Consider the following 22,576-nt stretch of genomic DNA (forward strand, 5'->3'; position numbering starts at 1 on the left):
ATCCCCCGCCGCAGGCAGCTAGACAGTCAGACGCCGGGTACGAAAGCGGCGATCCGCTCAAAGAACCAGTACATCGCCAGCGTGCCCATCGCGTAGCAGCCGGCGGTCGCGAGGCGGACGCCCGACCCGCGCCCGAGCCTGCGCAACGCCGCGCGGAGCGCCAGCAAGCCTGCGATGAACACCAGCTGCCCGATCTCCACGCCGACGTTGAAGCAGAGCAGCGCGATCGGGCGATCCGCGCTGGAGAGCTCGAGCTCCGCGAGCGCGTTGGCGAAGCCGAAGCCGTGCAAGAGCCCGAACGAGAACGCCACGAACCAGGGCCATCGGCGGGTCAAGCTCGGCCGCTTCGTGCGTGCCTCGCCAGCTATCTCCACGGCGACGAACGCGATGCTGAGCGCGATGACGGCCTCGACGGGGGCGCTGGGCAGGCCGCGCAGCCCGAAGGTCGCCGCTCCCAGCGTCAAGCTATGCGCGACCGTGAACGCAGTGACGGTCTTGATCAGCACGCGCCACGAGTCCAGCAGCCAGAGCAGCCCCAGCACGAACAGCAGGTGATCCAGCCCGAGCCAGATGTGCGTGATCCCGATCCAGACGAAATTGGACACCCCGCGCAGCGCCCTGGTATCGGTCCGGGCCTCTGACACTCGGACGTGCGGCTGCGCGGCCGTCAGGCTCAGTATCTGGTCACTGCCGTCTACCCACCGGATCTTGATCATGCCGGAGGTCGAGAGATCGCCCAGGCCGTCGAACCCGACGCGACCTGACAGTCCGCGCGCGCCGCAATCGAGGCGCGGCGCCTCGAACCGGCAGTGCTCAGGGAACACAGGCTTCAGCAGGTCGTACGCCGCGCTGACGTCCTGGATACCCTGCGTTCGCTCCCAGCTGGCGATGAACTCGCCCGGTGAGCGCTCGTCGAGCGCCAGCACGCTCAGCGAGGGCGTGTGGGCGTGCGCGGTCGCAGCCACAGCGCACAGCGAACACAGGATGATCCACAGCGTCGCTGCTGCTCGTAGCCTCTTCGCGCTCGTCATGGCTGCTCCGCGATCTGGACGCGCCACTGCGAGGTGAGGCGGCTGATCTCCGCTTGAAACGCGCGCGCCGTCCGATCCTTGCGGTAGTCCGCGCTCACCCGCTCGCGGATCGTCGCGAACGAGGGCTCCGACGCCGCGGTGCGCTCGGCGACGCGCACGATGTGAACTCCGTCACTGGACCGCAGCGCTCGCCAGCCGCCGCTCGGCGAAGTCCAGAGCTCGTGTGCGAGCTCGGGGCCGTACAATGAGGCGAGCTGTGCTTCGGAGCGCTGCGAATGGTCGGTCGGAATGGGCAGCCCCGGCCCGTCGGCCGCCTCTTGTCGTTCCAGCAACGACAAGAGCCTTCGCGCGTCGCCGTCGGCGTCCGGGCCGCTGCGAATCAGGTACTCGCGATAGCTGATGGTCTCAGGGAGAGCGTAGTCCGAGAGATGCGCTTCATGGTAGCGTTGTAGCTCGATGTCCGTGGGCGGCTTCTGGTCGAGCTCGGCTTGCAGCATACCGCGCACGCGGGCGATGACCTGGGCGCGCAGCATCGGGTCCGTGTGCACCAGGGACAGGCGCAAGCCCTCGCGAAACAGCGCTTCATCTTCGACGTAGCGTCGGATCAGCTGTTCGCGCTCCTTGTCGTTCGGGGCCCTGCCCTGCCGTTGCTCGAACAGCTTGACGAGCTCTCGCTGTCTGGACGCCGACACGTCGAGCGTGGGCACCTCGGGCGTACGGGTCACCAGGAGATGTCCGGCGAACACGAGCGCCCCGAGCAGCGTGAAGTGAACGAAGGGCTCGGAAGCGACGCGCCGCAGCCAAGCGGCGAGGGTCCTGGCATCTTTGGCCGTGTGGCCCGATGCCCCCTCGAACGCGGTCGAGCTGGCGGTTTGAGGGGCGGCGGTTCGAGTCATGGCTCTCGAGAGTGCAGCGTATCCGGCTCACGGACTGGTGAGCCCGGCGCAGGCTACCGGCGCTCCGTTGCGTCTCCGTTTCAGCAGGGCGACGGGGTCGCGACTTGGCGGTGGACAACGAGACATCGCCGCGCAGCTCATGACAAGGGGCAACGAGAGGTAACTGGAGCCGCACAGCGCTGCCATCTGAACCGCGTACAAGTGCGGCCGTGAATCGAGTCAGGCTCGTCCGTTTTGGCCAGGGGAGCGCCCGCACATGACAAGAACCTATCGTTTGATGCTCACCGTCGCCGCCTTCGCGTTGTGGTGTGTAGCGACGCGCTCCGCGAGCGCGCAGGCCGCGTTTTCTGTCGTGTTGATCCCCGACACCCAGAACTACAGCGAGTTCTCCTCGTACGAGGTCTACGAGCACCAGATGCAGTGGCTCGTCGACAACCGCGCCGCGCGCAACATCAAGTTCGCGGTGCACCTCGGCGACATCACCAACCACGACACAGAGATCGAGTACGACGTGGCGAGCGCCGCGCACGCGCTGCTGGACAACGCCGGCGTGCCGTACAGCATGACGATCGGCAACCATGACATCTACCCGAGCAACGAAGCCTACAAGCGCAGCTCGCTGTATGCCGATTACTTCGGTCAGCCGCGCTACGAGGGCGAGTCGTTCTACGGCGGCGCTTACGACGCTTCGAACATCAACAACTACACGTACTTCGAGGCCGGCGGGCTCAAGTTCATGGTGGTGAGCCTCGAGTTCGCGCCGCGCAAGGACGTCGTGACGTGGGCGAATCAGGTCATCGCGAACCACCCGGACCGCCGCGTCATCGTGGCCACGCACTGCCACATGAACAACAACGCCGAGCACGCGAGCGGCTGCGCCGACGGCTACAACCTCGAGGGCCGCGACGGCGTGGATCTCTGGGAAGAGCTGATCCAGCGCCACAGCAACGTGTTCATGTCCGTGAGCGGACACATCCAGGGGGTGTCGTATCGCCGCCGCACCGGCAACAACGGCAACATCGTCCACGAGATCCTGAACGACTTTCAGAGCGAGCCGGTCCTGGGCAACGGCCATGCGCTGGGCAACGGCTGGCTGCGCGTCCTCACGTTCGAGCCGGCGCAGAATCAGATCACGGTGGAGTCGCTGAGCGTCGAGGACGGCAACTGCGCGATCTTCGCGAACTGTCAGGCGACGCTGTACCTGAACTACAACCAGGCGCAGAGCCCGACCGCGACCAAGCACAACCAACAGAACTACGCCATCGGCTACGACATGCAGGCTGCCCTGCCCGCGTACGCTTACACAGCCAGCGATATCCTGTTCAAGGATCGCATGGCCAACGTGCAGCTGACGGGCAAGCACTTCGATCCCAAGGTCGCAACGGCGCCGAACGGCAACTTCGTGGTGGTCTGGGAAGATGACCACGACGACAACGGCGTCGGTCAGATCTACGCGCGCGGCTTCGACCCGGACGGCAACGCGCGGTTCTCGCAGCTCGCCGTGAACAGCGTGGACTCAGGTCAGCAGAGGCGCCCGAGCGTCGCCGTCGACGACTCGGGGAGATTCGTGGTGGTGTGGGAAGATGATCAGGACGACAACGGCGTCTATGAGATCATGGCGCGCGGCTTCAATGCGAATGGCAGCGAGCGCTTCCACGATCGTACGGTGAACACGGTATCGGACGGCCAGCAGTCGAGGCCCGCGGTGGCCTGCGATGCGAGCGGCAATTTCGTCGTCGCCTGGGAAGACGACCAGGATGGGAACGGGTACTATCAGATCCTGGCGCGCGGCTTCACCGCGGCCGGCGCTCAGCGCATCGCGACGTTCACCGTCAACAGCGTCGCTGCGGGCGAGCAGTTCAACCCGGCCATCGCCATGGATTCGGATGGCGACTTCGTCGTCGCCTGGGAAGACGATCAGGACGACGACGCCAACTTCCAGATCTACCACCGAGGTTTCACGGCCACAGGCGGCAACCGCTTCGCGCAGAGGGCGGTCAACACGAACACCGCGGGCCAGCACACGATGCCGTCGATCGGCATGGCGAACAACGGGAACTTCGTGGTGGCCTGGGAGGACGACCAGGACGACAACGGCTACTACCAGATCTATGCGCGCGGGTTCACGATCACCGGCACGGAGCGCTTCGGGGTGACGACCATGAACAGCGTGGCGGATGGTCAACAGGTCGCGCCCAGCGTGGGGATGCGCGGCGACGGTGCTTTTGCGGTGGTCTGGCAGGATGACCAGGACGACAACGGCGTGTATCAGATCCTGGGGCGTGATTTCACGGCCGCCGGCGCGCAGCATCGGGCGGATTTCACCGTCAACAGCGACTCGAGCGGCCAGCAGCGGTTGCCTGTGATGTCCATGGATGATCAGGGCCGCTTCGTGGTGGCCTGGGAGGACGACATGGACGGGAATGAGAAGGCGCTCATCCTCGTTCGCAATTTCAATTATTGAACTTTGACGCAGCGGCCTGGCGATGCGGAGCCCCCGACGGCTTCACCGCCTTGCAGCGCGCTTCGCCGGGCCGCGCACGTGAGCCATCGCATGGATGCGCGCTCTCCGGGCGCGGCCCTTTCCCTTCAGAACGAGGCGTCGAGCTGGAGGCGACCGACGTGGCGGGCGTCGGCGGTGTCCTTGCCGAAGATGTAGAAATAATCGCCCTGGATCTTCAGCGCATATCCGTTCAGATACACATTGAGCCCGCCGCCGACCTGCTTGCCCTGCGCGTCGACGAGATCGACGAGCTTCGGATCGGTGCCCCGCTCCGCGAAGATCTGGTCCCAGCGCGCGGCGACCTCGACCCGGTCGGTCAGCAGGTAGCCCGCCTGGGCGAAGTAGCCGTAACCCGACCGGGTCCACTCCCGCACGGCCGCGCCGTCGACCTCGCCCTCGAAGGAATCCCGCTTGGCGTGGCGCACGACGGCCTCGGCCGAGAGCGAGAAGCCGGCATATTTGAAGATGAGATCGGCCGCGCCGTGCAGGTAGTCGGCCGCGCCGAGCGTGAGCGTCGTGCCAAAGGTGCTGTTCTGGCGGTTGGTCTGGTGGTTGTAGGCGCCCGTGACGCCCACCGCGAGCCGGGGCTTCGCCTCGCGAGGGAGGTCGCCGTCCTGGTCGTCGTCGAACGCGCCGAACGGGCGGACGGCGAGCCGCGCCACCGCCAGGGGACCATGCTTCTGGCCGCCGAAGCGATTGCGGCCCTCGCCGCCGCCGACGAAGAGGTTGTACGATAGCTTGCCTCCGAAGCCGAAGAGATCGGGCGACGAGAACATCAGGCCGACGTCGCGATCGAGGTTGAACTCGCGGACGGCGATCGGACGATCGGTCTGCTGGAGGGAGACCTCGCGCAGGGTCCGCGCCCGGTTGAACGGGGTAAGGAACTGGCCAACACGCACGTTGAGATCGCGGATCCCGGTGTACTCGACGAAGGCGTCGAAGATGGGAGAAGGGCTGTCCTTCTCGAAATCGTTGCCGCCGAAGGCGAGCTGCACGTTGTACTTGAGATCGGGGGAGAGGATATGCCCGCTCGTCGTGAGGCGCACCGTCCTCACGTTGATCTCGTGGGTGTCGTCCTCTGCCGTGTGCGTGATGGTCTCGCGGACCTGCACGCGGGCCCGGATCGTGGACGAGAATTTGTCGTCCGCCGTCTTGACGGTGAAGCCCTTTCCAGCGGCCGCCGTCACCTTGACGCCGCTGCCCTTGTCCTTCTCCGCGCTCGCCCGCTCCTCGGCGGCCGCCTTGCGCTCGGCCTCGAGGCGCTCGATCAGCGCGCGCTGCTGCTGCTCGAGCTCCGCGACCCGGCGACTCAACGGCTCCACGCCGGCCGCCGCCCCGGTCTCCTGCGGCGCCGGGGCCGGAAGCGGCGCCGGGGCCTGCGGCGGCGCCGCGGGCTGCTGGGCGGACGCCTGGAAGGGGAGCGCGGCGGCGACGAGCGAGAGCGCAGCTGCTGCGCGGACCGTGTGCGACTTCTTTCCGTTGATCGATTTCAAGCGCGTTGTTCCTCGGATCAAACCAGCTGCTGACGGCGCACGGCGCACGACGCGCGGCGCGCACGGCCGGCACCAGCCGCCGGCGCGAAAGCGCACCACGCCCTCGCAGGCGGCGGACCATCGCTCCCCGGCCTGCGCTCCGCGTCCCACGCACGACGCGCAGACGAGAGGCCGCGGTCAGGAGCACCCGGCTGGGCAGCAGCGACGCCAGCAGGGAACCACCGTATAACGTCATCCAATATAACGGACGAAGATCTCTGTCAAGACATGGTTCGCGCCCACAAAGATCCTCAGATGCGAGTTCCCTCACCATCCAACGGGCCTTGGAACATCCGCCATATCGGACACCCGGAGCGGCCGGCGCCTCCGGATCGGGGAGGGCGCCGGATCGCGCGAAAGGGTTCCAACCGACCGCGAGGCAACTAAGATGGCCCCGACGCACGCACGAGGGCTCCGATCGGCGCCCCGCCGCGGTGCGTAGGGATCTCATGAGCCAGAACCCGGACCGCAGCGATCCGCTCAACATCGCCGGCAGCCTGATCGCCGACAAGTACAGGATCGGCCACGCCGTGGGCGAAGGCGGCTTCAGCGTCGTCTACAGGGCCGAGCACGTCATCTGGAAGCAGCCCGTCGCCGTCAAGTGCTTCACCCTCCTCGCGGGCGCGCCGGCCGAGCAGCGGGAGCAGCTGCTCCAGGCGTTCATCCAGGAGGGCAAGCTCATGACCGAGCTCTCCAGCCGCTCGGCCGCGATCGTCCAGGCCCGCGACATCGGCACGTTCAACGCGCCGGACGGGCAGTGGCTGCCCTACATGGTCCTCGAGTGGCTCGACGGCAGGCCGCTCGATCAGGTCCTCTTCGACGAGACGACCGACGGCGCGCCGGCGCGCGACCTGCGCGCGACGATGGCGCTGCTCGAGTCGGCCGCGATCGCGCTCGATCTCGTGCACTCGCGGAACATCGCGCACCGCGACATCAAGCCGGCGAACCTGTTCGTCGTCGGCCAGCCGCGCGACGCCTCGACGTTCGTGAAGGTGCTCGATTTCGGCATCGCCAAGGTGATGGCCGATCACGCGGCGGCAGCGACAGCGCTCGCCCACACGGGCAAGGACATCACGGCGTTCACGCCGAGCTACGGCGCCCCCGAGCAGTTCAGCCGCACCCACGGCGCGACGGGGCCCTGGACCGACGTCTTCGCGATGGCGCTCATCATGATCGAGGTGATGCTCGGCGGAGCGCCGGCGCTGCAGGGCGACGACTACCTCCAGCTCGCGGTCGCGAGCCGCGATCCGTCGCGCCGGCCGACCCCGCGGACGCTCGGCCTCACGGTCAGCGACGAGGTCGAGGCGGTCTTCGCGAAGGCGCTCGCCGTCGCGCCGGCGGACCGCTTCCCCACCATGGGCCGCTTCTGGTCGGCGCTGCACCGGGCGGTCTTCCCCGAGGACCCGGCCTGGGCGCTCTCCACGGGCGGCGGCTCGCTCGCGCCCCCGTCCGGCGCGCCGTCGCCCCGCGCGTCCGCGCCGCGGCTCCCGTCCTCGCCGCGGATCTCGCTGCAGGCGCAGACCGCGCCGACGATGGCGGCGCCCTCCACGGCCCCGGGGCCGCTGCCCGCGCTGACGTCGCAGCCGGTCGCCGTGGCCGGATCGAGCGCCGCGGGCGGCGCCGCGAGCGACGCGGCGGCGCCGAGGTCGAAGGGCCCGCTGCTGCTCGGCGGCGTCGCGCTCGCGCTCGCGGCCGGCGGCGCGATCACCTGGAGCTTGCTGCGCGGCGCGCCGCCTGCGGACGAGGCGTCGCGGAGCGCGCCGGTCGCCACCGCGTCCGCCACGGCGGCGGCGCCGACGGCGAGCGCCACGGCCGCGGCGGCCGCGCTCCCCGAGCGGCGGACCGAGTGCCCTGCTGGCATGGTGCTCGTCCCGGGCGGCAAGTTCTTCATGGGCTCCGACGAGCCGGAGTTCAAGCTGTGGCAGCCGGCGCACAAGGTGACGATCGACACGTTCTGCATCGACGTCCACGAGGTGACCGCGGGCGACTACATGGCGTGCTCGGACAAGGGAGAGTGCAAGCGGCCCCCGGCCGCGCCCGACTTCCCGAACACCGACGGGTCACCCGCCGCCGCGCACCAGAAGACGCTGTCGGTCCTCGCCGAGCAGTGCACCTTCGGCAAGCCCGAGCTCGCGAAGCACCCGATCAACTGCTTGCCGTGGAGCCTCGCGAACGCGTATTGCCAGGTCCACGGCAAGCGCCTGCCGACCGAGGCGGAGTGGGAGTACGCGGCGCGCGGCTCCGACGGGCGCAAATTCCCCTGGGGTGACAAGCCCGGCGACCAGACCTTCATGAACGCGTGCGGCACCGAGTGCACGGCGTGGGAGAAGGCGCACGGGCTCAAGCCGAGCGAGCGCATGTACGAGGCCGACGACGGCTTCGCCGGCACGGCGCCGGTCGGCTCGTTCCCGAACGGCAAGACGAAGTTCGGGGCCGACGACGTGGTCGGCAACGTGTGGGAGTGGACCGCGGACTGGTTCGAGACCTACAAGGACGAGGAGCAGGTGAACCCGAAGGGGGCGCCGGCCGGCGATCGCAAGGCGATCCGGGGCGGCGCCTACAACGGCGGCTTCGCGCTCTGGCTCAACCCGGCGTTCCGCTACCACCAGCTCGCGACGGCGAGCGCGCCGGGCATCGGCTTCCGCTGCGCCGCGCGCCTGTAGCCGTGCCTGTCCCCACGTCCCAGCTCGCGAACCCCTCCATCGCCGGCCCGCTCGGCACGCTGGCGTTCTCTCAGGTGCGCCCGCTGAGCTCGTCGCTCGCGCTGCGCGCGATCCGATGGCACCAGAGCCTGGAGCGGCTCGGGGTGGTCCTGCCGTTCGCGCTGGTGCACGACGCGGGCCTGCTCTTCTCGACGCCGCGCGAGCAGCTGGAGCTCGGCCCGCGCTGCGACGCGAGGGAGCTCGCGAGCCGGCTCCGCGACGCGGAGCGCATCGTGGAGGGGTACCGGGCGGTGCTCCGGGAGCTCGCCGAGAGCGAGGCCGCGCGGTGCGCGGCGCAGCTCCGGATGAGCGACGACCTGGTCACGGTCGTGCTGTCGCGCCTCTTCGGCGCGGTCGCGGCGCGGACCCACGCGCCGCCAGCCTACCGCGCGATGCTCCCCGCGGACGCGGCGCTCTTCGAGGGGATCGAGCCGCAGCTCCGCGGGCTGTTCCTGTCGGCGCGGCGCGAGTTCGAGCAGCGGGCGCTGGAGGCGCTCGACGTCTCGCGGCTGTACGTGCTCACGATGTCGGACGCGCTCGACATCGAGACGCTGCGCCTGTTCGGCATGCTGGGGTCGGAGGCGTCGGCCGGGGCGCTCGCCCAGGTCGATCTGCTCGCGGCGCTGTCGTCGCCCGAGGCGAACGACATCGTGAATTTCTCGCTGGAGATCCTGCCGAGCGTGCTCGAGACGAAGACGCGCCCGGCCGCGGGCACGACGGCGGCGCACGGGTACTCGGGGCTGGGCACGCGCGGCTCGATCGACAGCATGGTGCTGACGGAGCTCGCGTGGGACGACATGGAGCTGGCGCGCCGCATCGCGGACAACGAGGTGCTGTATTTCGCGCGCGAGCAGAGCCGGGACGAGCAGCGGCGCATCCACTACCTGCTCATCGACGCGTCGGCGTCGATGCGCGGCGATCGGCAGACGTTCGCCCGGGGGATGGCGATCGCGACGGGCAAGCGGCTGTTGCTGGAGGGCGAGGACGTGGCGTTCCGCTTCTTCGACGCGCGGCTGTACGAGCTCTACCGGGCGAAGAACGGGCAGCTGCCGACGGCGCACCTCTTGTCGTTCAAGGGGGAGCGGGGCAGGAACCCGGCGCGCGTGTTCGCGGAGCTCGCGACGGATCTCGATCTGACGCGGCACCACGATCCGCGCACGCCGGTGGTGCACCTCTTCACGCACGCGGCGCTCTACATCCCGCGGGAGATGGTGCAGGCGGTGCAGAGCCATGCGCACATCTCGGCGGTGTTCATGCTGCCGTCCGGGGGGCAGCTGGACCTCGACTACCTGGATCTGCTGGATGCGCACTGGGTGGTCGACCACGCGACGGTGGCGAGTGGGGCGGCTCGGGCTAGTGCGGCCAAGGCGATCCTTGGGGAGAAGGACCGGCAAGAGCGGCAGGACCGGCCCGAGGAGGGAGGTGGGGCCGCACGGCGCCTGGGGGCCCCGCCGAACTCGCACGTGGCCTGAGCCTTGCCCGCTGGGCAAGGCTCAGGCCACGTGCTCAGACATCGGCCCATCCCCCAGGCGCCGTGCGGCCCCACCTCCCTCCTCGGGCCTACGGCAATTGATGGGGAAATGGGAAGCGGATCATCCCCCAGGCGCTGTGCAGCGGGACTTCCCTCCTCGGGCCTACGCAATTGATGGGGAGATGGGGAACGGCCCATCCCCCAGGCGCCGTGCGGCCCCACCTCCCTCCTCGGGCCTACGGAAATTGATGGGGAGATGGGGAGATGGGGAGATGGGGAGATGGGAAGCGGCCTTTCTGATGCGCGCTCAGTGATGCGCGATCAAGCCACGCATCTCGAAGGGGTTCACCGCGTACTCTTCCTCGGTAATGAAGTCGTCGATGCCGAGCCACTCCGCCAGAGGCCGGCATGCATCCACCTTCCATGGGGCGATGAGCGCCGCGATCTCCTCGGGCGTGCGCGGGTAGACCTTGACCCCGGCGAGGGAGCCGGCGCTGCTCAGCTGGCCCGCCGCCGCGGCGCCGCGCGACATGATGAAGCTGAGCGCCAGCACGCTGCCAGGGGCGCAGAACGCGTGCAGCTTCCGCAGGAGGTCGCGCAAGCTCTCATCGTCCACCATGTAGAGGATGCCGATGCTTCCGACCGCGATGCGGCGTCCTGCGCCGAAGAACTGCGCCGCCGCCGCGAGCAACGGCGACGGGTCTCGCAGATCGGCCTGGATGTAACGCATGTCTGGCTTGTCAGCCAGGATCCGCTCGCCGTAGATCACGCTCACCGGGTCGACGTCCGAAAACAGGATGCGCGCATCAGGCAGGTAGTCGTTGAGATGGCCCTGCGTCGGTAGCCCCGAGGCGAGATCGAGCACGTTCGTGATACCCGCCTCGGACCATTGGTGACCCACGAGCTGGATGAACCAGCGGTTGAGCTTCGCATATTTCGGATAGGTGGGTACGAGCTTCATGATCGCCGTGGCAGCGACGCGATCCACCTCGTAGTTGTGGTGTCCTCCGAGAACGTAGTCGTAAACCCGACCGACGTGCGGCTTGGTCGTGTCAATCTCCATGGTTTCCTCCCTAGCGTGAGTTCACGGCGCGCTCGTCAACGGCCACGATACAAGCCAGCAGCCCCTCGCTGCGGGCGCGGACTGCCAGACACATCGAGCCCTTCCCGCCGCAGCGCATAGAGGATACCGCTTTGAAGATTCGCCAGGACCACGATGCCCGCGAGGTGGGCGTCCTGATCGCTCAGCGCGCGGGCTGCCTCGGGGCGGATGCCGACCAGCACCGGGTGGGTGCCGAGGAGGTCGAGCGCGCGCGCAGTGCGCACGAGCGCGTCGACGGCCTCCGCGTCCATCGTCGGCACGCCGGTCACATCGATGATCGCGGTGCGCGCTTGCCGGTCCACCACCTCTCGCAACAGGCACTCGGTGATCCTCCCCGCTCGCTCGGTATCGAGCTTTCCAATGAGCGGCAGCACCAAGATGTGATCGTACACGGGCATGATCGGCGTCGAGAGCTCGATGATCACCCGGCGCAGCTCGCGCTCGCGGTTATGGATGGCGCGCTCGAGCGCGAGCTGCATCTCGTCGCGCTGGACGCCGACCTCGCGCCTCTCCTGCTCTGCCACCGCGTCCACGAGCAGCGTCAGGTAGTCGTTCACGCGCGTCACCGCCTCCCGCGCTTCGGGCGTACTTCCGGGCAGACGCGCCAGCACCTCGCGCAAGAGGACGCGGCTCAGCCCGAGGAGGGCTCGCAGCCCGAGCCCCTGCTGCCCGAGCTTTTGCCCGAGCGACATGACGGGCGCCGTGTCGCCGGCAGAGGAGAAATGGAACAGCTCATCGAGGATCTGCTGCGCGACCTGCGGCAATCGAAAGGGTGGGAGACCGCTGCGGTTGTGTAGGGCGTTGTCCTTGAGCACCTTCGCCGCGCTCTTCGCCAGCGCCTGGCGCTCCGGGCCGATCCAGCTCTGCATAGGAGGTCCCCTTCCTTGGCCTTGGCCGTGTTATGTCGCATGAATGCTCACGAAGTGGGAGAGTAGGCCGCCTTCGTATCGCGCTTGTTGATCTGGGAGCCAGACTGGAGTGGACCTCGGCTCCATGCCGCAATCCACTCACCATGCAGGCGAATGTATGGCTTCGCGAGGAACGCGCCCCCGAGATGCGGTCGCACTCCCCCCGTGCTGTGGTTCTATAATATCAGTGTCCTGACTGTCTATGTTCCATGACAGCAGCAGCCTGCAGCGGCGCGACCACCGCACAAGGTGTGGCCCGCGCCTGGGCGCTCCTGGGCCTGCCGCCGACCGGCTCCAGCACGTCCATGTCGCCTGAACCCGCACCCGGCACCACGTTGCCGGCGTGAAGCGTGCGCTTCCGCCGGGTCCGGTCAGGCGTGTACTTCTACAGCGGGGAGCAGGTTCGTGTGACTACGGGCTCAGCCGCTAGGCAGGCGAGTGAGGCGTACGAAAGTACGCCGCAGGGAGCCGAACGACGCGGATGAGCCCGTAGCGCACAAACCTGCTCCCCGCTGTAGGGATCGTTACGGAGTTCTGCCGTGATACGCCGGCTCATTGCCGGGCTTCCACTTGATGTTGCAACCGATGCTCGGGCGCTGCTCCGAGAGGACAGGCGCCGAGGAGAGCACCGCGTCGATGGCGGCGCGGAGATCGCGGCCAGTCACGGGGACGTCGTTGCCAGGGCGGCTGTCGTCGAGCTGCCCGCGATAGACCAGCCGGCGATCGGGGCCGAAGAGGTAGAAGTCCGGCGTGCACGCGGCCCGGTACGCCCTGGCGACCTGCTGCGCCTCGTCGAGGAGGTAAGGGAACGCGTAGCCGACCTCGCGCGCCTCTCTGGCCATCGCCTCGGCGTTGTCCGCTGGATACGCGACGATATCGTTCGAGTTGATGGCCACGATGGCCACGTCGTCAGCACCATAATCGCGCCTCAACCGGGCGAGCTCGTGGCGGATGTGTTTGACGAACGGACAATGATTGCAGATGAACATCACGAGGAGCGCCCGCTGCCTGGTGAAATCCGACAGCGCGACCTGCTTTCCTGTGAAGTCGGGCAGCCTGAAGTCGGGCGCCGGGGTGCCCAGCTCAAGCATCGTGGACGGGGTGCGTGCCATGACAGGATTCTCCTCTCGCTGTTACGGCGCGCACCCTACCACGCCGCGGCCCTCGCCGCTGACCACCTCCCCCGCCTCCGCGCCCGCGGCGGCCGTCCTCTGGCTCGCGCTCCCCTGCCCTCCGTACCCGCCGGGGCGCCTCCCCCAAGGTCTGAGCGCCTGTCGCGGCAGGGCCATGAGGCGCCCGCGGGGCGCGGCGATCACCTCGGGAAGTGGCGCTCGATCATCGAGAAGAACGCCGCCCCGCCCGGCTCGCCGCCGATGCTCCAGTACGTCACGCCGCCGAGCCCCCCCTGCTCTGCGACGACGACCTTCTCCTCGAGCGACGCGAGGTCCTCGAAAAAGAGGCGATCTCCGCTCGCGAGGAGCCGGTTCGGCGCCCTCCCCGCAACGAGCCGCCCTCCCTCGTCGTCCGGGCACCGGCTCATGTGCTCGGTGGTCGTCTCGTAGCCGTCGCCCGCGAGCTCCAGGCACTTGCTGAGCGGCTCGCACTCCACCACGGCACCCCCGCTTCCCGGCACCTCCGGTCCGAGGAGTCCGTAGTTCGGCAACCCGAGGATGAACTTCTCGCGGCGCGCGCCGCCGTCAAGCGACCCGATGTACGAGACGGTCTCTCGGAGCCACCCGAGCGGCGCGACCGGACCGACGTGCGGTCCGCCGTTCCAGTGGTAATCGTAGCTCATCACGTGCAGGTGATCCGCCGAGGCGCTCAACGCTTCGTAGTCGAACACGCCCCTCGCGGACCCGACCGCCGGCACCGCGAGCGAGAGCTGCTTTCCGCGCGCATGGAGGGCACGCGCGAGCTCGTCGGTGAACGCCGAGAACGCAGCCCGCTCGGCCCGGACGGTCTCGCCCGGCCCGAGGACGGACGAGAGGTGCTCGTAATCGATGTCGATCCCGTCGTAGCCGTTCTCCATCACGAGCGAAACGACGCCCGCCACGTGCCGCGCCCGGAGCGCGGGATCGTGGAGCATGGCGTGCACCGCGACGACATCGGGCCGGTCCATCGCGGCGATGAGGGGGATGAGCCGGGTCCGCGCGCCGCCGGCCGTCGTGCTGTCGAGGACGCGCCGGTCGTGAAAGCCGGCGAACGGCGCCTCCCGGCCGCGCGGGTGGTTCTCGAACGTCGTCGGCGAGGCGACGCGCCACCACTTCGGGTGGACGGCGTCGAACGCCCCGGCGTGCGCCGCGAAGGTGTCGTATCCGAGCTCCGTCGACTCGGGATCTCCAAGGAACTCGTGCAGCCACCCACAGAAGTGGTGATCGCCCGGCGCCTCCTCGCCCGGCGCGCGTGTCGCCTGGCTCGCGCGCTGTGCCCCGGGCGCGGCCGACGCGGAGAGCTCGGCGCTCCCCACCTCGTCGAGCGACGGCGCGCGCTCGCCCGCGCCACCGCAAGAGATGGAGAACGCGGCAGAGCAGGCGAGCATCAGAGTCTGGTGAAACAGCTTCATATCGGCCGCGCTCTAGCAGCCCGCCGCCGCATCGACAGCCCGGTTCTCACGCTTCCGCGGGCCGCCTCACGCCGAGCCCGCGATGCGCCGTTTGACGGTTACTCCATCCCCGCGCCCCTGAGGAATCCCCTTATCTTGCAGCCATTTTCAGCGGGGAAATTGAACAGGGAGGCGGGGAGACAGGGAGTATTTTGAAGATTTCCCTCCCCGCCTCCCCGTCTCCCTGTGAATTTTCCGAAGAATTTGAGGGGATGCCTCAAGCCCTCGCCCCACACGCCGCCTCGCGCCTTGCGCCGCCGGCGGCCGGGCCGGCGACGCCCGCGCGCGCGGACACGCCCGCCGCTCCCTCGGCCAGGGCCGGTGTACTACGCTCGCTCCCGGCATGACCCAAGGCGTCCGCCCCCTGCACGAGCTCCGCGACGAGGCCCGCTCCGCGCTGGCCAGGAGCGATCTCACGCGCGCGCGCGACGCGCTCTTCAGCGCCCTCCAGCACACCATCGCCCGCGAGGAGGAGTACGTCGCCATGACGGACGAGCTCCGCGACGTGCTGGTCCGGCTGGGCGACGCGCGGAGCGCGCTCACCGTCTCCTGGTACGGCGGCAACGAGCAGAGCCAGCGCCCGCTCATCGCCAAGGTCCCGCCCATCGATCGCGCGCGCACCGTGCTCGCCTGGGCCGAGCGCGAGCAGGACCCCGAGCGGCAGAAGCGGCTCTACGGCCGCGCCGCCGACGAGTACGAGGCCGCCGGCCTCGTCGCGCAGGCCGCCATCGCCCGCGAGCGCGGCCAGGACTTCGCCCGCGCCCGCGCCCTCTGGTCGCGCCTCGCCCAGCTGCTCTCCTCGTCGGGCAGCGACCTCTACGCCGCCGGCCTCGCCCGCTTCAACCTCGCCCGCACCTCGCTCCGCACGGGCGACGCCGCGGCGGCGCGCGAGGCCGTCTTCGCCTCCGTCCACCTGCTCGAGGAGGCCGCCGACAGGTACGAGACCATCGGCCAGCGCGAGCGCGCCTTCGACTGCTACCAGGTCCTCATCGCCGTCGGGCGCGAGAGCCGCGCCTTCGAGCACGTCCTCGAGGGCTACGTGAACGTCATCCGCATCCTGCGCGAGGACCACCTGCGCTACTACGCGCTCCAGTCCTACGAGGAGGCCGTCGCCGCGGCCGAGAAGCAGGGCGAGATCTCCGCCGCCGCCACGCTCGCCCGCGAGATGGCCGCGTACGCCCGGAAAGAGGGCCTCGCCGCCGTCGCCAACTTCGCCGTGCTCGCGCAGGCCCGCCTCTGGCAAGAGGTGTCCGCCGTCTCGCAGAAGCGCGCCGCCCCCCCCGAGATCGCCGAGAACGCGCTGCTCGCCGCCGTGATCGCGCTCGGCGAGGCGGGGCAGTACAGCAAGGTGGGCAGCGTCTACCGCGCCCTGACGCAGCTGCCGCTCGAGGAGACCCGGAAGAAGCACTACGCCCGCGCCGGCCGCCGCTACGTGAACGCGCAGGACCTGCCGATCGACGCCGCGCCTCTGCCGGCGCACCTCCGCCACGAGCTCGGCTTCCCCGACGTCTGGCACATCGACCTTGTCGAGTGGGAGCAAGCCGGCAGCGCCGCCCAGGCGTGCGGCGACATCGTGCTCGACCCGGCGCAGTGGTCCGAGGTCACCCGCCGCCGCGCCATGCTCGCCCGGCTCACCGCGCTCGCCGTCGAGGGGGCGACGCCCGAGGCCGCCCCCGCGCAGCAGCTCATCAGCCTCGCGGAGCAGCTCGCGACGGTCGAGCTCTACACGATCCTCTCGCCGCTCGAGCGCCTGTTCCGCCGCGCCGAGCCGAAGATCCGGGTGGCCGTCGTCCGCGCGCTCTCCCACTTCCTCTACAAGCGCACGTTCATCACCATCCGCGACGCGCTCGTGGATCCCGACCCCACCGTGGTCCACGAGGCTGCCCGCGCGCTGGAAGAGCTCCGCTTCGCCCACGCCTTCGATCCACTCGCCCGCATCTACCGCGAGTCGCAGGCCGCCGCCGTGCGCGCCAGCGCCGTGCGGGCGATCGCGAAGATCGACACGCTCGAGGCCGGCGAGATGCTCCTCGGCATCCTCCAGCACGAGGGCGCCGAGGAGCGCGCCGTGGCCGTCGAGGCGCTCAAGCGCGTGCGCGGCATGAAGTTCGTGGAGCTCGCCCGCGGCTCGCTCGCCGAGCTGACAGGCTCCGCGCAGGCGGTGGTGCGAGAGATCCTCCAGAGTCGTGGCCTCAGCCCCTGAGCGCGCCTGCACGACCACGCGCCTGCACGACCGCGCGCCGGCCGGCCGCGCCGGGGCTCCACAACGAACCACAACGGCGCAGCGCGGGGGTGATCCGCTGTCCGGGCAGCGAGCGCAGACTGCGCCTGGCTCCTCCCCTCTCTCACGCACCAGAAGCCGCTTCAGACGAGCAACCCCGCGATTGTGCGCTGCGGCAAAGGGATTCCCCTAACGAGTTTGGTTCTCGCAGCACTTCTGGAGGGTGCACGTCGACATCCAGTCGGGATACCCTGCACGCGCCAATCCAACTCATCCCGAGAGATTCTCGGAGCGCGATGACGTAAGCATGGAAGCGGACGGAGCGCTTGGGGGAGCGCTGGGAAACCGCCGTCCGGGCTCCCGATGGTGCGCTGCTCGACAGAGGTCGACTTCTCAGCGCGCCACCGGCGGCTCTTGTCTCGTGTGGGCAGCAGCTGGGCGCCGTACCGCGGCGCCCAGCTGCCCGCCGCCAGCGCGCGCCGCTTCAACGGTGGCCGGAGCGCGGCCGCGCCCTGACACAGGGCGGGCAGAGCTCGACCCGCGGGCGGGCGCTCAGCTGCGGAGGATCGACTCGAGCGCGGGCACGATGCGGGCGTATCGGAACTCGTATCCGAGCTCTTCCGCCCGCCTGGGATAGACGCGCTGCCCGGTGGTGATGATCTCGGCCGCGTCGCCCATCCCCAGCTTCACCACGGCCTCGGGCACGCGGAGCCACGACGGCCGATGGAGCACCGCGCCGATCGCCTGCGCGACCTCGTCGCCGGTCTGCGCGTACGGCGCGGTCATGTTGAAGGGGCCGCGCACGGCGTCGTTGTCCAGGGCGAGCAGGGTCATCCCCACGACGTCGTCGCGGTGGATCCACGAGATGACCTGCTTGCCGTCGCCGACGGGCCCGCCCAGGAAGAACCGGAAGGGGGCGATCATCTTGTCGAGCGCGCCGCCGCCCTCGCCGATCACGACGCCGATGCGCAGCTGCACCGAGCGGACGCCGTGCTGCTCCTCGACGGCGCGTGCCGCCTCTTCCCAGCGGACGACGACGTCGGCGAGGAAGCCCTCGCCGGGCGCCGCGTCCTCGTCGAGCACCTTGTCGCCCGGCTGCGGGCCGTAGTAGCCCACGGCGGACGCGCAGAGGAACGCGCTGGGCTTGCGCTTGGCCTTGCCGATCGCCTCGGCCATGAGGCGTGTCGTGTCGACGCGGCTCCTCAGGATCTCGCGCCGCGCCTCCTCGGTCCACCGCTTGACGATGGTCTCGCCCGCGAGGTGAACGACCGCGTCCACCCCGTCGACCTCCTCGAACCATGGCCCCGGGGCGTCCGAGCTCCACGACACGACGCGCGCCCCAGGCAGCGCCGCCTGCGTCCGCCCCACGTCGCGCGTCAGCACCGTCACCCGATCACCCCGCGCAAGCAGATCCTTCACGAGACCGCGCCCGATAAACCCGCTGCCGCCAGTGACAAGAACCGTCTTCACGCGATCTATCTATCACGGCTCGGACGGAGGCGGGGCTTCCCTTCGAGCGCCGCCCCGGGAGCGCTCGGACGGCCTGCAGCTGTCCAGTCGTGACGCCGAGCGCTGGAGACGGTAAGACGCGGGACGTGATGGATGACCTAGAGACCTTCAAGAAGCTTCCTCTCGGCGGCCTCGATCGCCGCGCGCTCGTGGGCTCGCTGGCCGAGCACGGCGCGCGCGTGGCGACCGAGCAGCTCGCGGCGCACCGCGCCCGTATCAGCCCGGCGGGCGCACAAATCGCCCCGGACACAGCGGTGCTGATCCTGGGCGGCTCGAACGGCATGACCCGGGCGCTCGCCCTGCAGCTGCTCTTCGGGGAGCGGGCCGCGGTCTTCGCCGTGCACTTCGACAGCGAGAAGATGCAGATCGGCCCGCACCACGTGAAGGCGATCTCGGACGCGGCGGAGGCCGAGGGGCTCACCGCGCGCTTCTGGAACAACGACGCCACGAGGCCGCAGGTGATCGACGAGGTCGTCGCCGCGCTGAAGGAGCGGTATCGGGCGGTGCACCTCGTGAACGGCATCGCGGCCGGCGCGATGAAGCGGTACGCGGAGCACGGGCCGACGAAGGTGAAGGACCTCGACGTCGCGTTCGATCCGGTGCTCCAGATCCCTGATTTCTCGCGCCCGGAGAACATCCGCAAGCTCGGGCTCGTCGAGGTGGACGTCGCGAACGACGCGGACATCGAGCGGACCAACAAGTTCATGGGCACGTCGTCGCTCTTGTGGGTCGAGCCGCTCGCCGCGGCGGGGCTCATCGCGAAGGGCGAGAGCGTGGTGTCCTTCTGCGACTACGACTACCCGAGCGACGATCCGGTCTACGCGATGGGCCCGCTCGCCGGCGCGAAGATCCTGCAGCGCAAGACGATGGCGGAGATCCGGGAGCGGTTCGGGGCGAAGACGGCGCGCATCTGCTATCCGGCCCTGGCGACGACGGCGCTCGGGGCGATCCCCGGCGGGCTCCTGATGTACGGGCTCAGCACGCAGATCTTGAAGGAGCGCGGGCAGTTCAAGGACGTCATCGATCTCGCGCGCGAGACGATCGAAATCTGGCGTCCGAGCTGGGATGGGAGCGATCTGCGGGTGGACGCGGCCTACCAGGCGTGTCTGCCAGAGTTCAACAAGCGCAAGGAGCAGATCGGTCCGAAGGACGTCCCTGGCGCGTTCCGGCAGCTGTTCGAGTGAGCCCTGGCGCGCGGGGCCTCGGCTCCGCGCGCAGCTTTCACGGCCGGCCGCGCTGCTCGCGCGGCCGGCGGACCGCCTCGTAGAGCGGGGTGTAGATCTATCCTTCAGCCCGCGCGACTTCGGGCTCGAGTCGGGCGACCTGGCACTTGTCGGACAGGCGGATGATCCCCACCCAGGCGAGCACGCGGATGACCTGATACGCCGGGTCGATCTCGAACCACCGCACCGCGAAGTTCGGGCTCATCGAGTACTTGTGGTGGTTGTTCTGAAAGAGCTCGCCGAGCGTCACGAGATCGAGGGCCAGCGTGTTGCGGGAGTCGTCATCGCTGTCGAAGTTGCGGTAGCCGTAGCGGTGGCCGCACCAGTTCACGATCGCCCCGTGCAGCGGGCCCATGGTCCAGTGGAGCGGGAGGAACAGGAACTGCCACCAGTGCGAGGCGAAGGCCACGTAGAAGAGCACGTAGCCGGTGCCCCACGCGAGCCGGCCGATCCACGCGTTGCCGATGCGATCGAGCGTGGGCCACTCGGGGTAGCCACCGAGAAAGCGCGGCTCCACGTCGGCCGTGCGCGCGTAGATCGCGTCGTAGCGCGTCGCGGTGTCCAGCATCATCCGGACAACATTCGAGTAGTACCGCGGCGAGTGCGGATCCTTCGGCGTGTCGCTGTACGCGTGGTGCATGCGGTGCAAGATCGCGTAAACCCAGGGCACGAGGTACGACGAGCCCTGCGTGAGGTACGTGAGGAAGTGGAAAATCCGCTCCCATCGCTTCGACATCGTGAACATCCGATGCGAGGCGTACCGGTGCAGGAAGAAGGTCTGGAAAAAGACCGAGAGCGTAGAGTGGGCGATGAGGACGATCGCGATCTCCATGTTCGCGTCCTAACCCGGGGGCATGCGGCAGGGGGTCAGCTCACGGTCACGTTTCCGTAACAGGCGCCGGGTCCGCGCGGCCTCTGTCGCCTCTATCTTCGCGGGATTCCGCGGGAATCCCCGTGATTGTCCGTGATTGACCGAGTCCGTTCATGGTAACAGCGGTGTCGTGAAGGCCGTGATCATCGGTGCGGGCCGGGGCAGCCGGCTGCGTCACCTGACCGAAGAGCTGCCGAAGACGCTGGTCCCGATCCTTGGCCGCCCGATGCTCGACGGCATCCTCGAGGCGCTCGCCGCGGGCGGCTTCCGGCGGTCGGATATCGTGTTCGTCTGCGGCTACAAGGCCGACGTCATCCGGGCGGCCTACCCGGATCTGACGTACGTCGAGAACCGCGACTGGGAGCAGAACAACATCCTTCTCTCGCTCCTCTGCGCGCGCGAGCACCTCGAAGGCGGCTTCGTCTCGACGTACGCCGACATCGTCTACCGGCCCGAGATCGTGGCGGGGCTGGTCCGCTCTCCGCACGACATCGCGCTCGCCTGCGACACGGACTGGCGGCGCCGCTACGTGGGCCGCTCGCAGCACCCAGAGACCGACGCCGAGAAGCTCTGCGCCGGCGGCGCCGAGGGGGATCGCGTCCTTCAGATCTCGCGCCGCATCCCTTCGGAGTCCGCGACCGGCGAGTTCATCGGGGTGATGAAGCTCTCGGCGCGGGGCGCCGGGCAGTTCCTGGCCGCCTTCGACGCCGCGCGCGACGCCTTCTCGAATCGGCCGGAGTTCCGCGAGGGCCGCACGTTCCAGCGGGCCTACCTCATCGATCTGCTCCAGCACATGATCGAGTCCGGCGCCGACCTCCACAAGCTCGACACCCACGGCGGCTACATGGAGATCGACACCCTGGAAGACGCGTCGATGGCCGACGCGTGGTGGCGCGGCGCGCCCTGAGGCTCTGATCTGTTCTAGAGCGCGTCGGCGAAGGTCGCGCCCTGGGCGAGGAGCCCGGGGAGACCGCCGGTGTGCAGGAACAGCACCCGCTTGCCCGAGAGCTCGCCTCGCTCGGCCAGGTCCCAGAGCCCGGAGAATGCCTTGCCCGTGTACACAGGGTCGAGGACGAGACCTGACAGCCGCGCCACCTGGAGGATCCGCGCTCGCTGCTCCGGCGTGGACACCCCGTAGGCAGGGCCCTTCGCCGAGTCGTCGATCACGAGGTGGGCGGGCGAGCCGAGGCGCGGCTCGAGCGCGCGCGCGTCGTCCATGATCCCGACCACGATCCGCGCGAACGTCGCCTTGTCCTCGCAGACCGCCATCGAGCGCACCTCGCCGGCGACCTCGTAGCGGGCCGCGCCGAGCGCCGTGCCCGCCGCCGTCCCGCCCGACCCGCACGCGTGCACGATGACGTCGAACGGCTTGCCCCCCGCGAGGCCGAGATCGAGCTGCTTCCGGATCTCCTCCATCGCGCGCACGTAGCCGAGCGCGCCGAGGCCGTTCGAGCCGCCCTCGGGGATCACGTACGGCCGGCCGCCCGCCGCGCGGATCTCGGCGGCCGCGTCGGCCATCAGGGCGCCGCGCTCCCTGTACGCCTCGGGCGAGATCAGCCGGATCTCCGCGCCGGCGAGCCGATCGAGCAGCACGTTGCCCTCGAGCGGCGCGAGGGCCGCCGGATCGTTCGTGCGCAGGAACAGCACCGAGCGCAGGCCGAGCGAGGCGCTCACCAGCGCGGTCGCGCGCGCGTGGTTCGACTGGAGGCCGCCGCAGGTGATCACGCAGCCTGCGCCCTCCTCCCGCGCGGCGGCGAGCAGGTACTCGAGCTTGCGGATCTTGTTGCCGGCCTCCGCGCCCGCCGTCATGTCGTCGCGCTTCACGTAGAGGTCGACGCCGAGCGCCTCGGCGAGCCGCTGCGGGCGCTGGATCGGTGTCGGAAGGTGGCTCAGCGCGAGTCGTTTGCGCATCGTTCCTCTCTGCTGTCTGCCAGGGGCGCCCGGCGGCCCTCGCAACCGCCCTCTAGCACCCTGGGCGGCCCTCGTCTGCTGTGTCGCGCGCGAGCTC

Annotated in this window: 16 protein-coding genes; 6 read left to right on the forward strand and 10 right to left on the reverse strand. The window is 69.4% G+C overall.

What is annotated here, in order from left to right; genetic code table 11:
• Positions 1–26: 26 nt before the first annotated feature.
• Both WME79_RS33750 and WME79_RS33755 read right to left on the reverse strand, forming a co-directional pair.
• The gene (locus WME79_RS33750; RefSeq protein WP_437523180.1) at positions 27–1,031 is read right to left on the reverse strand and encodes a HupE/UreJ family protein; all 1,005 of its coding nucleotides are present in this window, start codon (positions 1,029–1,031) and stop codon (positions 27–29) included.
• Positions 1,028–1,927 (reverse strand): peptidyl-prolyl cis-trans isomerase, encoded by a 900-nt coding sequence (locus tag WME79_RS33755; protein ID WP_437523182.1) that lies wholly within the window; start codon positions 1,925–1,927, stop codon positions 1,028–1,030. The genes WME79_RS33750 and WME79_RS33755 overlap by 4 nt, the downstream gene beginning before the upstream one ends.
• Positions 1,928–2,183: 256 nt before the next feature.
• Here WME79_RS33755 and WME79_RS33760 point away from each other — a divergent pair, with 256 nt between their 5' ends.
• Positions 2,184–4,391 (forward strand): metallophosphoesterase, encoded by a 2,208-nt coding sequence (locus WME79_RS33760; protein WP_437523184.1) that lies wholly within the window; start codon positions 2,184–2,186, stop codon positions 4,389–4,391.
• 125 nt (positions 4,392–4,516) lie between these two features.
• Here WME79_RS33760 and WME79_RS33765 read toward each other — a convergent pair whose 3' ends face one another.
• A complete protein-coding gene (locus WME79_RS33765; RefSeq protein WP_437523187.1) occupies positions 4,517–5,923 on the reverse strand; it encodes a porin in 1,407 nt (468 codons plus the stop codon).
• Positions 5,924–6,411: 488 nt separating this feature from the next.
• On the opposite strand from WME79_RS33765, the gene WME79_RS33770 reads away from it, so the two are divergent.
• Both WME79_RS33770 and WME79_RS33775 read left to right on the forward strand, forming a co-directional pair.
• Entirely contained in the window at positions 6,412–8,625 is a 2,214-nt protein-coding gene (locus WME79_RS33770) for an SUMF1/EgtB/PvdO family nonheme iron enzyme (RefSeq protein ID WP_437523190.1), read from the forward strand.
• Positions 8,626–8,627: 2 nt separating this feature from the next.
• Positions 8,628–10,136 (forward strand): hypothetical protein, encoded by a 1,509-nt coding sequence (locus WME79_RS33775; RefSeq protein WP_437523193.1) that lies wholly within the window; start codon positions 8,628–8,630, stop codon positions 10,134–10,136.
• Positions 10,137–10,442: 306 nt separating this feature from the next.
• Here the strand turns inward: WME79_RS33775 and WME79_RS33780 are convergent, their stop codons facing one another.
• From WME79_RS33780 to WME79_RS33795, 4 genes are all read right to left on the reverse strand, one after another.
• On the reverse strand, positions 10,443–11,198 hold the full coding sequence (locus WME79_RS33780; RefSeq protein WP_437523196.1) for an SAM-dependent methyltransferase: 756 nt from the start codon (positions 11,196–11,198) through the stop codon (positions 10,443–10,445).
• Positions 11,199–11,233: 35 nt separating this feature from the next.
• Positions 11,234–12,106, reverse strand: coding sequence for an STAS domain-containing protein (locus WME79_RS33785; protein WP_437523198.1), 873 nt, complete (start codon positions 12,104–12,106; stop codon positions 11,234–11,236).
• A gap of 563 nt (positions 12,107–12,669) precedes the next feature.
• Positions 12,670–13,257 carry a thioredoxin family protein gene (locus tag WME79_RS33790; protein ID WP_437523201.1) on the reverse strand — a complete coding sequence of 196 codons (588 nt, stop codon included), beginning with the start codon at positions 13,255–13,257 and terminating at the stop codon, positions 12,670–12,672.
• 200 nt (positions 13,258–13,457) lie between these two features.
• Complete coding sequence (locus tag WME79_RS33795; protein ID WP_437523204.1) at positions 13,458–14,708, reverse strand: glycosyl hydrolase family 18 protein; 1,251 nt, start codon at positions 14,706–14,708, stop codon at positions 13,458–13,460.
• 382 nt (positions 14,709–15,090) lie between these two features.
• On the opposite strand from WME79_RS33795, the gene WME79_RS33800 reads away from it, so the two are divergent.
• Positions 15,091–16,947, forward strand: coding sequence for a HEAT repeat domain-containing protein (locus WME79_RS33800; RefSeq protein WP_437523207.1), 1,857 nt, complete (start codon positions 15,091–15,093; stop codon positions 16,945–16,947).
• A gap of 570 nt (positions 16,948–17,517) precedes the next feature.
• Here WME79_RS33800 and WME79_RS33805 read toward each other — a convergent pair.
• A complete protein-coding gene (locus tag WME79_RS33805; RefSeq protein ID WP_437523210.1) occupies positions 17,518–18,435 on the reverse strand; it encodes a TIGR01777 family oxidoreductase in 918 nt (305 codons plus the stop codon).
• A 128-nt stretch (positions 18,436–18,563) separates the two neighbouring features.
• Here WME79_RS33805 and WME79_RS33810 point away from each other — a divergent pair, with 128 nt between their 5' ends.
• On the forward strand, positions 18,564–19,658 hold the full coding sequence (locus WME79_RS33810; RefSeq protein WP_437523213.1) for a hypothetical protein: 1,095 nt from the start codon (positions 18,564–18,566) through the stop codon (positions 19,656–19,658).
• A 97-nt stretch (positions 19,659–19,755) separates the two neighbouring features.
• Here the strand turns inward: WME79_RS33810 and WME79_RS33815 are convergent, their stop codons facing one another.
• Positions 19,756–20,529: an acyl-CoA desaturase gene (locus WME79_RS33815; RefSeq protein WP_437523215.1), complete on the reverse strand. Its 774-nt coding sequence runs from the start codon at positions 20,527–20,529 to the stop codon at positions 19,756–19,758.
• Between the two features lie 169 nt (positions 20,530–20,698).
• Between WME79_RS33815 and WME79_RS33820 the strand changes: the two genes are divergently transcribed.
• Entirely contained in the window at positions 20,699–21,475 is a 777-nt protein-coding gene (locus WME79_RS33820; RefSeq protein WP_437523218.1) for an NTP transferase domain-containing protein, read from the forward strand.
• Between the two features lie 14 nt (positions 21,476–21,489).
• On the opposite strand, the gene WME79_RS33825 is transcribed toward WME79_RS33820, so the two are convergent.
• Positions 21,490–22,479: a D-cysteine desulfhydrase family protein gene (locus WME79_RS33825; RefSeq protein ID WP_437523221.1), complete on the reverse strand. Its 990-nt coding sequence runs from the start codon at positions 22,477–22,479 to the stop codon at positions 21,490–21,492.
• Positions 22,480–22,576: the final 97 nt, after the last annotated feature.

Source organism: Sorangium sp. So ce726 (assembly GCF_051521405.1).
Lineage (GTDB): Bacteria > Myxococcota_A > Polyangia > Polyangiales > Polyangiaceae > Sorangium.

Excerpts from the sequence above, each read along its gene's own strand:
- WME79_RS33780 (WP_437523196.1), bottom strand. The coding sequence starts at position 11,198 with ATGGAGATTGACACGACCAAGCCGCACGTCGGTCGGGTTTACGACTAC.
- WME79_RS33800 (WP_437523207.1), top strand. The coding sequence starts at position 15,091 with ATGACCCAAGGCGTCCGCCCCCTGCACGAGCTCCGCGACGAGGCCCGC.
- WME79_RS33790 (WP_437523201.1), bottom strand. The coding sequence starts at position 13,257 with ATGGCACGCACCCCGTCCACGATGCTTGAGCTGGGCACCCCGGCGCCC.
- WME79_RS33810 (WP_437523213.1), top strand. The coding sequence starts at position 18,564 with ATGGATGACCTAGAGACCTTCAAGAAGCTTCCTCTCGGCGGCCTCGAT.
- WME79_RS33825 (WP_437523221.1), bottom strand. The coding sequence starts at position 22,479 with ATGCGCAAACGACTCGCGCTGAGCCACCTTCCGACACCGATCCAGCGC.
- WME79_RS33815 (WP_437523215.1), bottom strand. The coding sequence starts at position 20,529 with ATGGAGATCGCGATCGTCCTCATCGCCCACTCTACGCTCTCGGTCTTT.
- WME79_RS33750 (WP_437523180.1), bottom strand. The coding sequence starts at position 1,031 with ATGACGAGCGCGAAGAGGCTACGAGCAGCAGCGACGCTGTGGATCATC.
- WME79_RS33795 (WP_437523204.1), bottom strand. The coding sequence starts at position 14,708 with ATGAAGCTGTTTCACCAGACTCTGATGCTCGCCTGCTCTGCCGCGTTC.
- WME79_RS33785 (WP_437523198.1), bottom strand. The coding sequence starts at position 12,106 with ATGCAGAGCTGGATCGGCCCGGAGCGCCAGGCGCTGGCGAAGAGCGCG.
- WME79_RS33760 (WP_437523184.1), top strand. The coding sequence starts at position 2,184 with ATGACAAGAACCTATCGTTTGATGCTCACCGTCGCCGCCTTCGCGTTG.
- WME79_RS33755 (WP_437523182.1), bottom strand. The coding sequence starts at position 1,927 with ATGACTCGAACCGCCGCCCCTCAAACCGCCAGCTCGACCGCGTTCGAG.
- WME79_RS33770 (WP_437523190.1), top strand. The coding sequence starts at position 6,412 with ATGAGCCAGAACCCGGACCGCAGCGATCCGCTCAACATCGCCGGCAGC.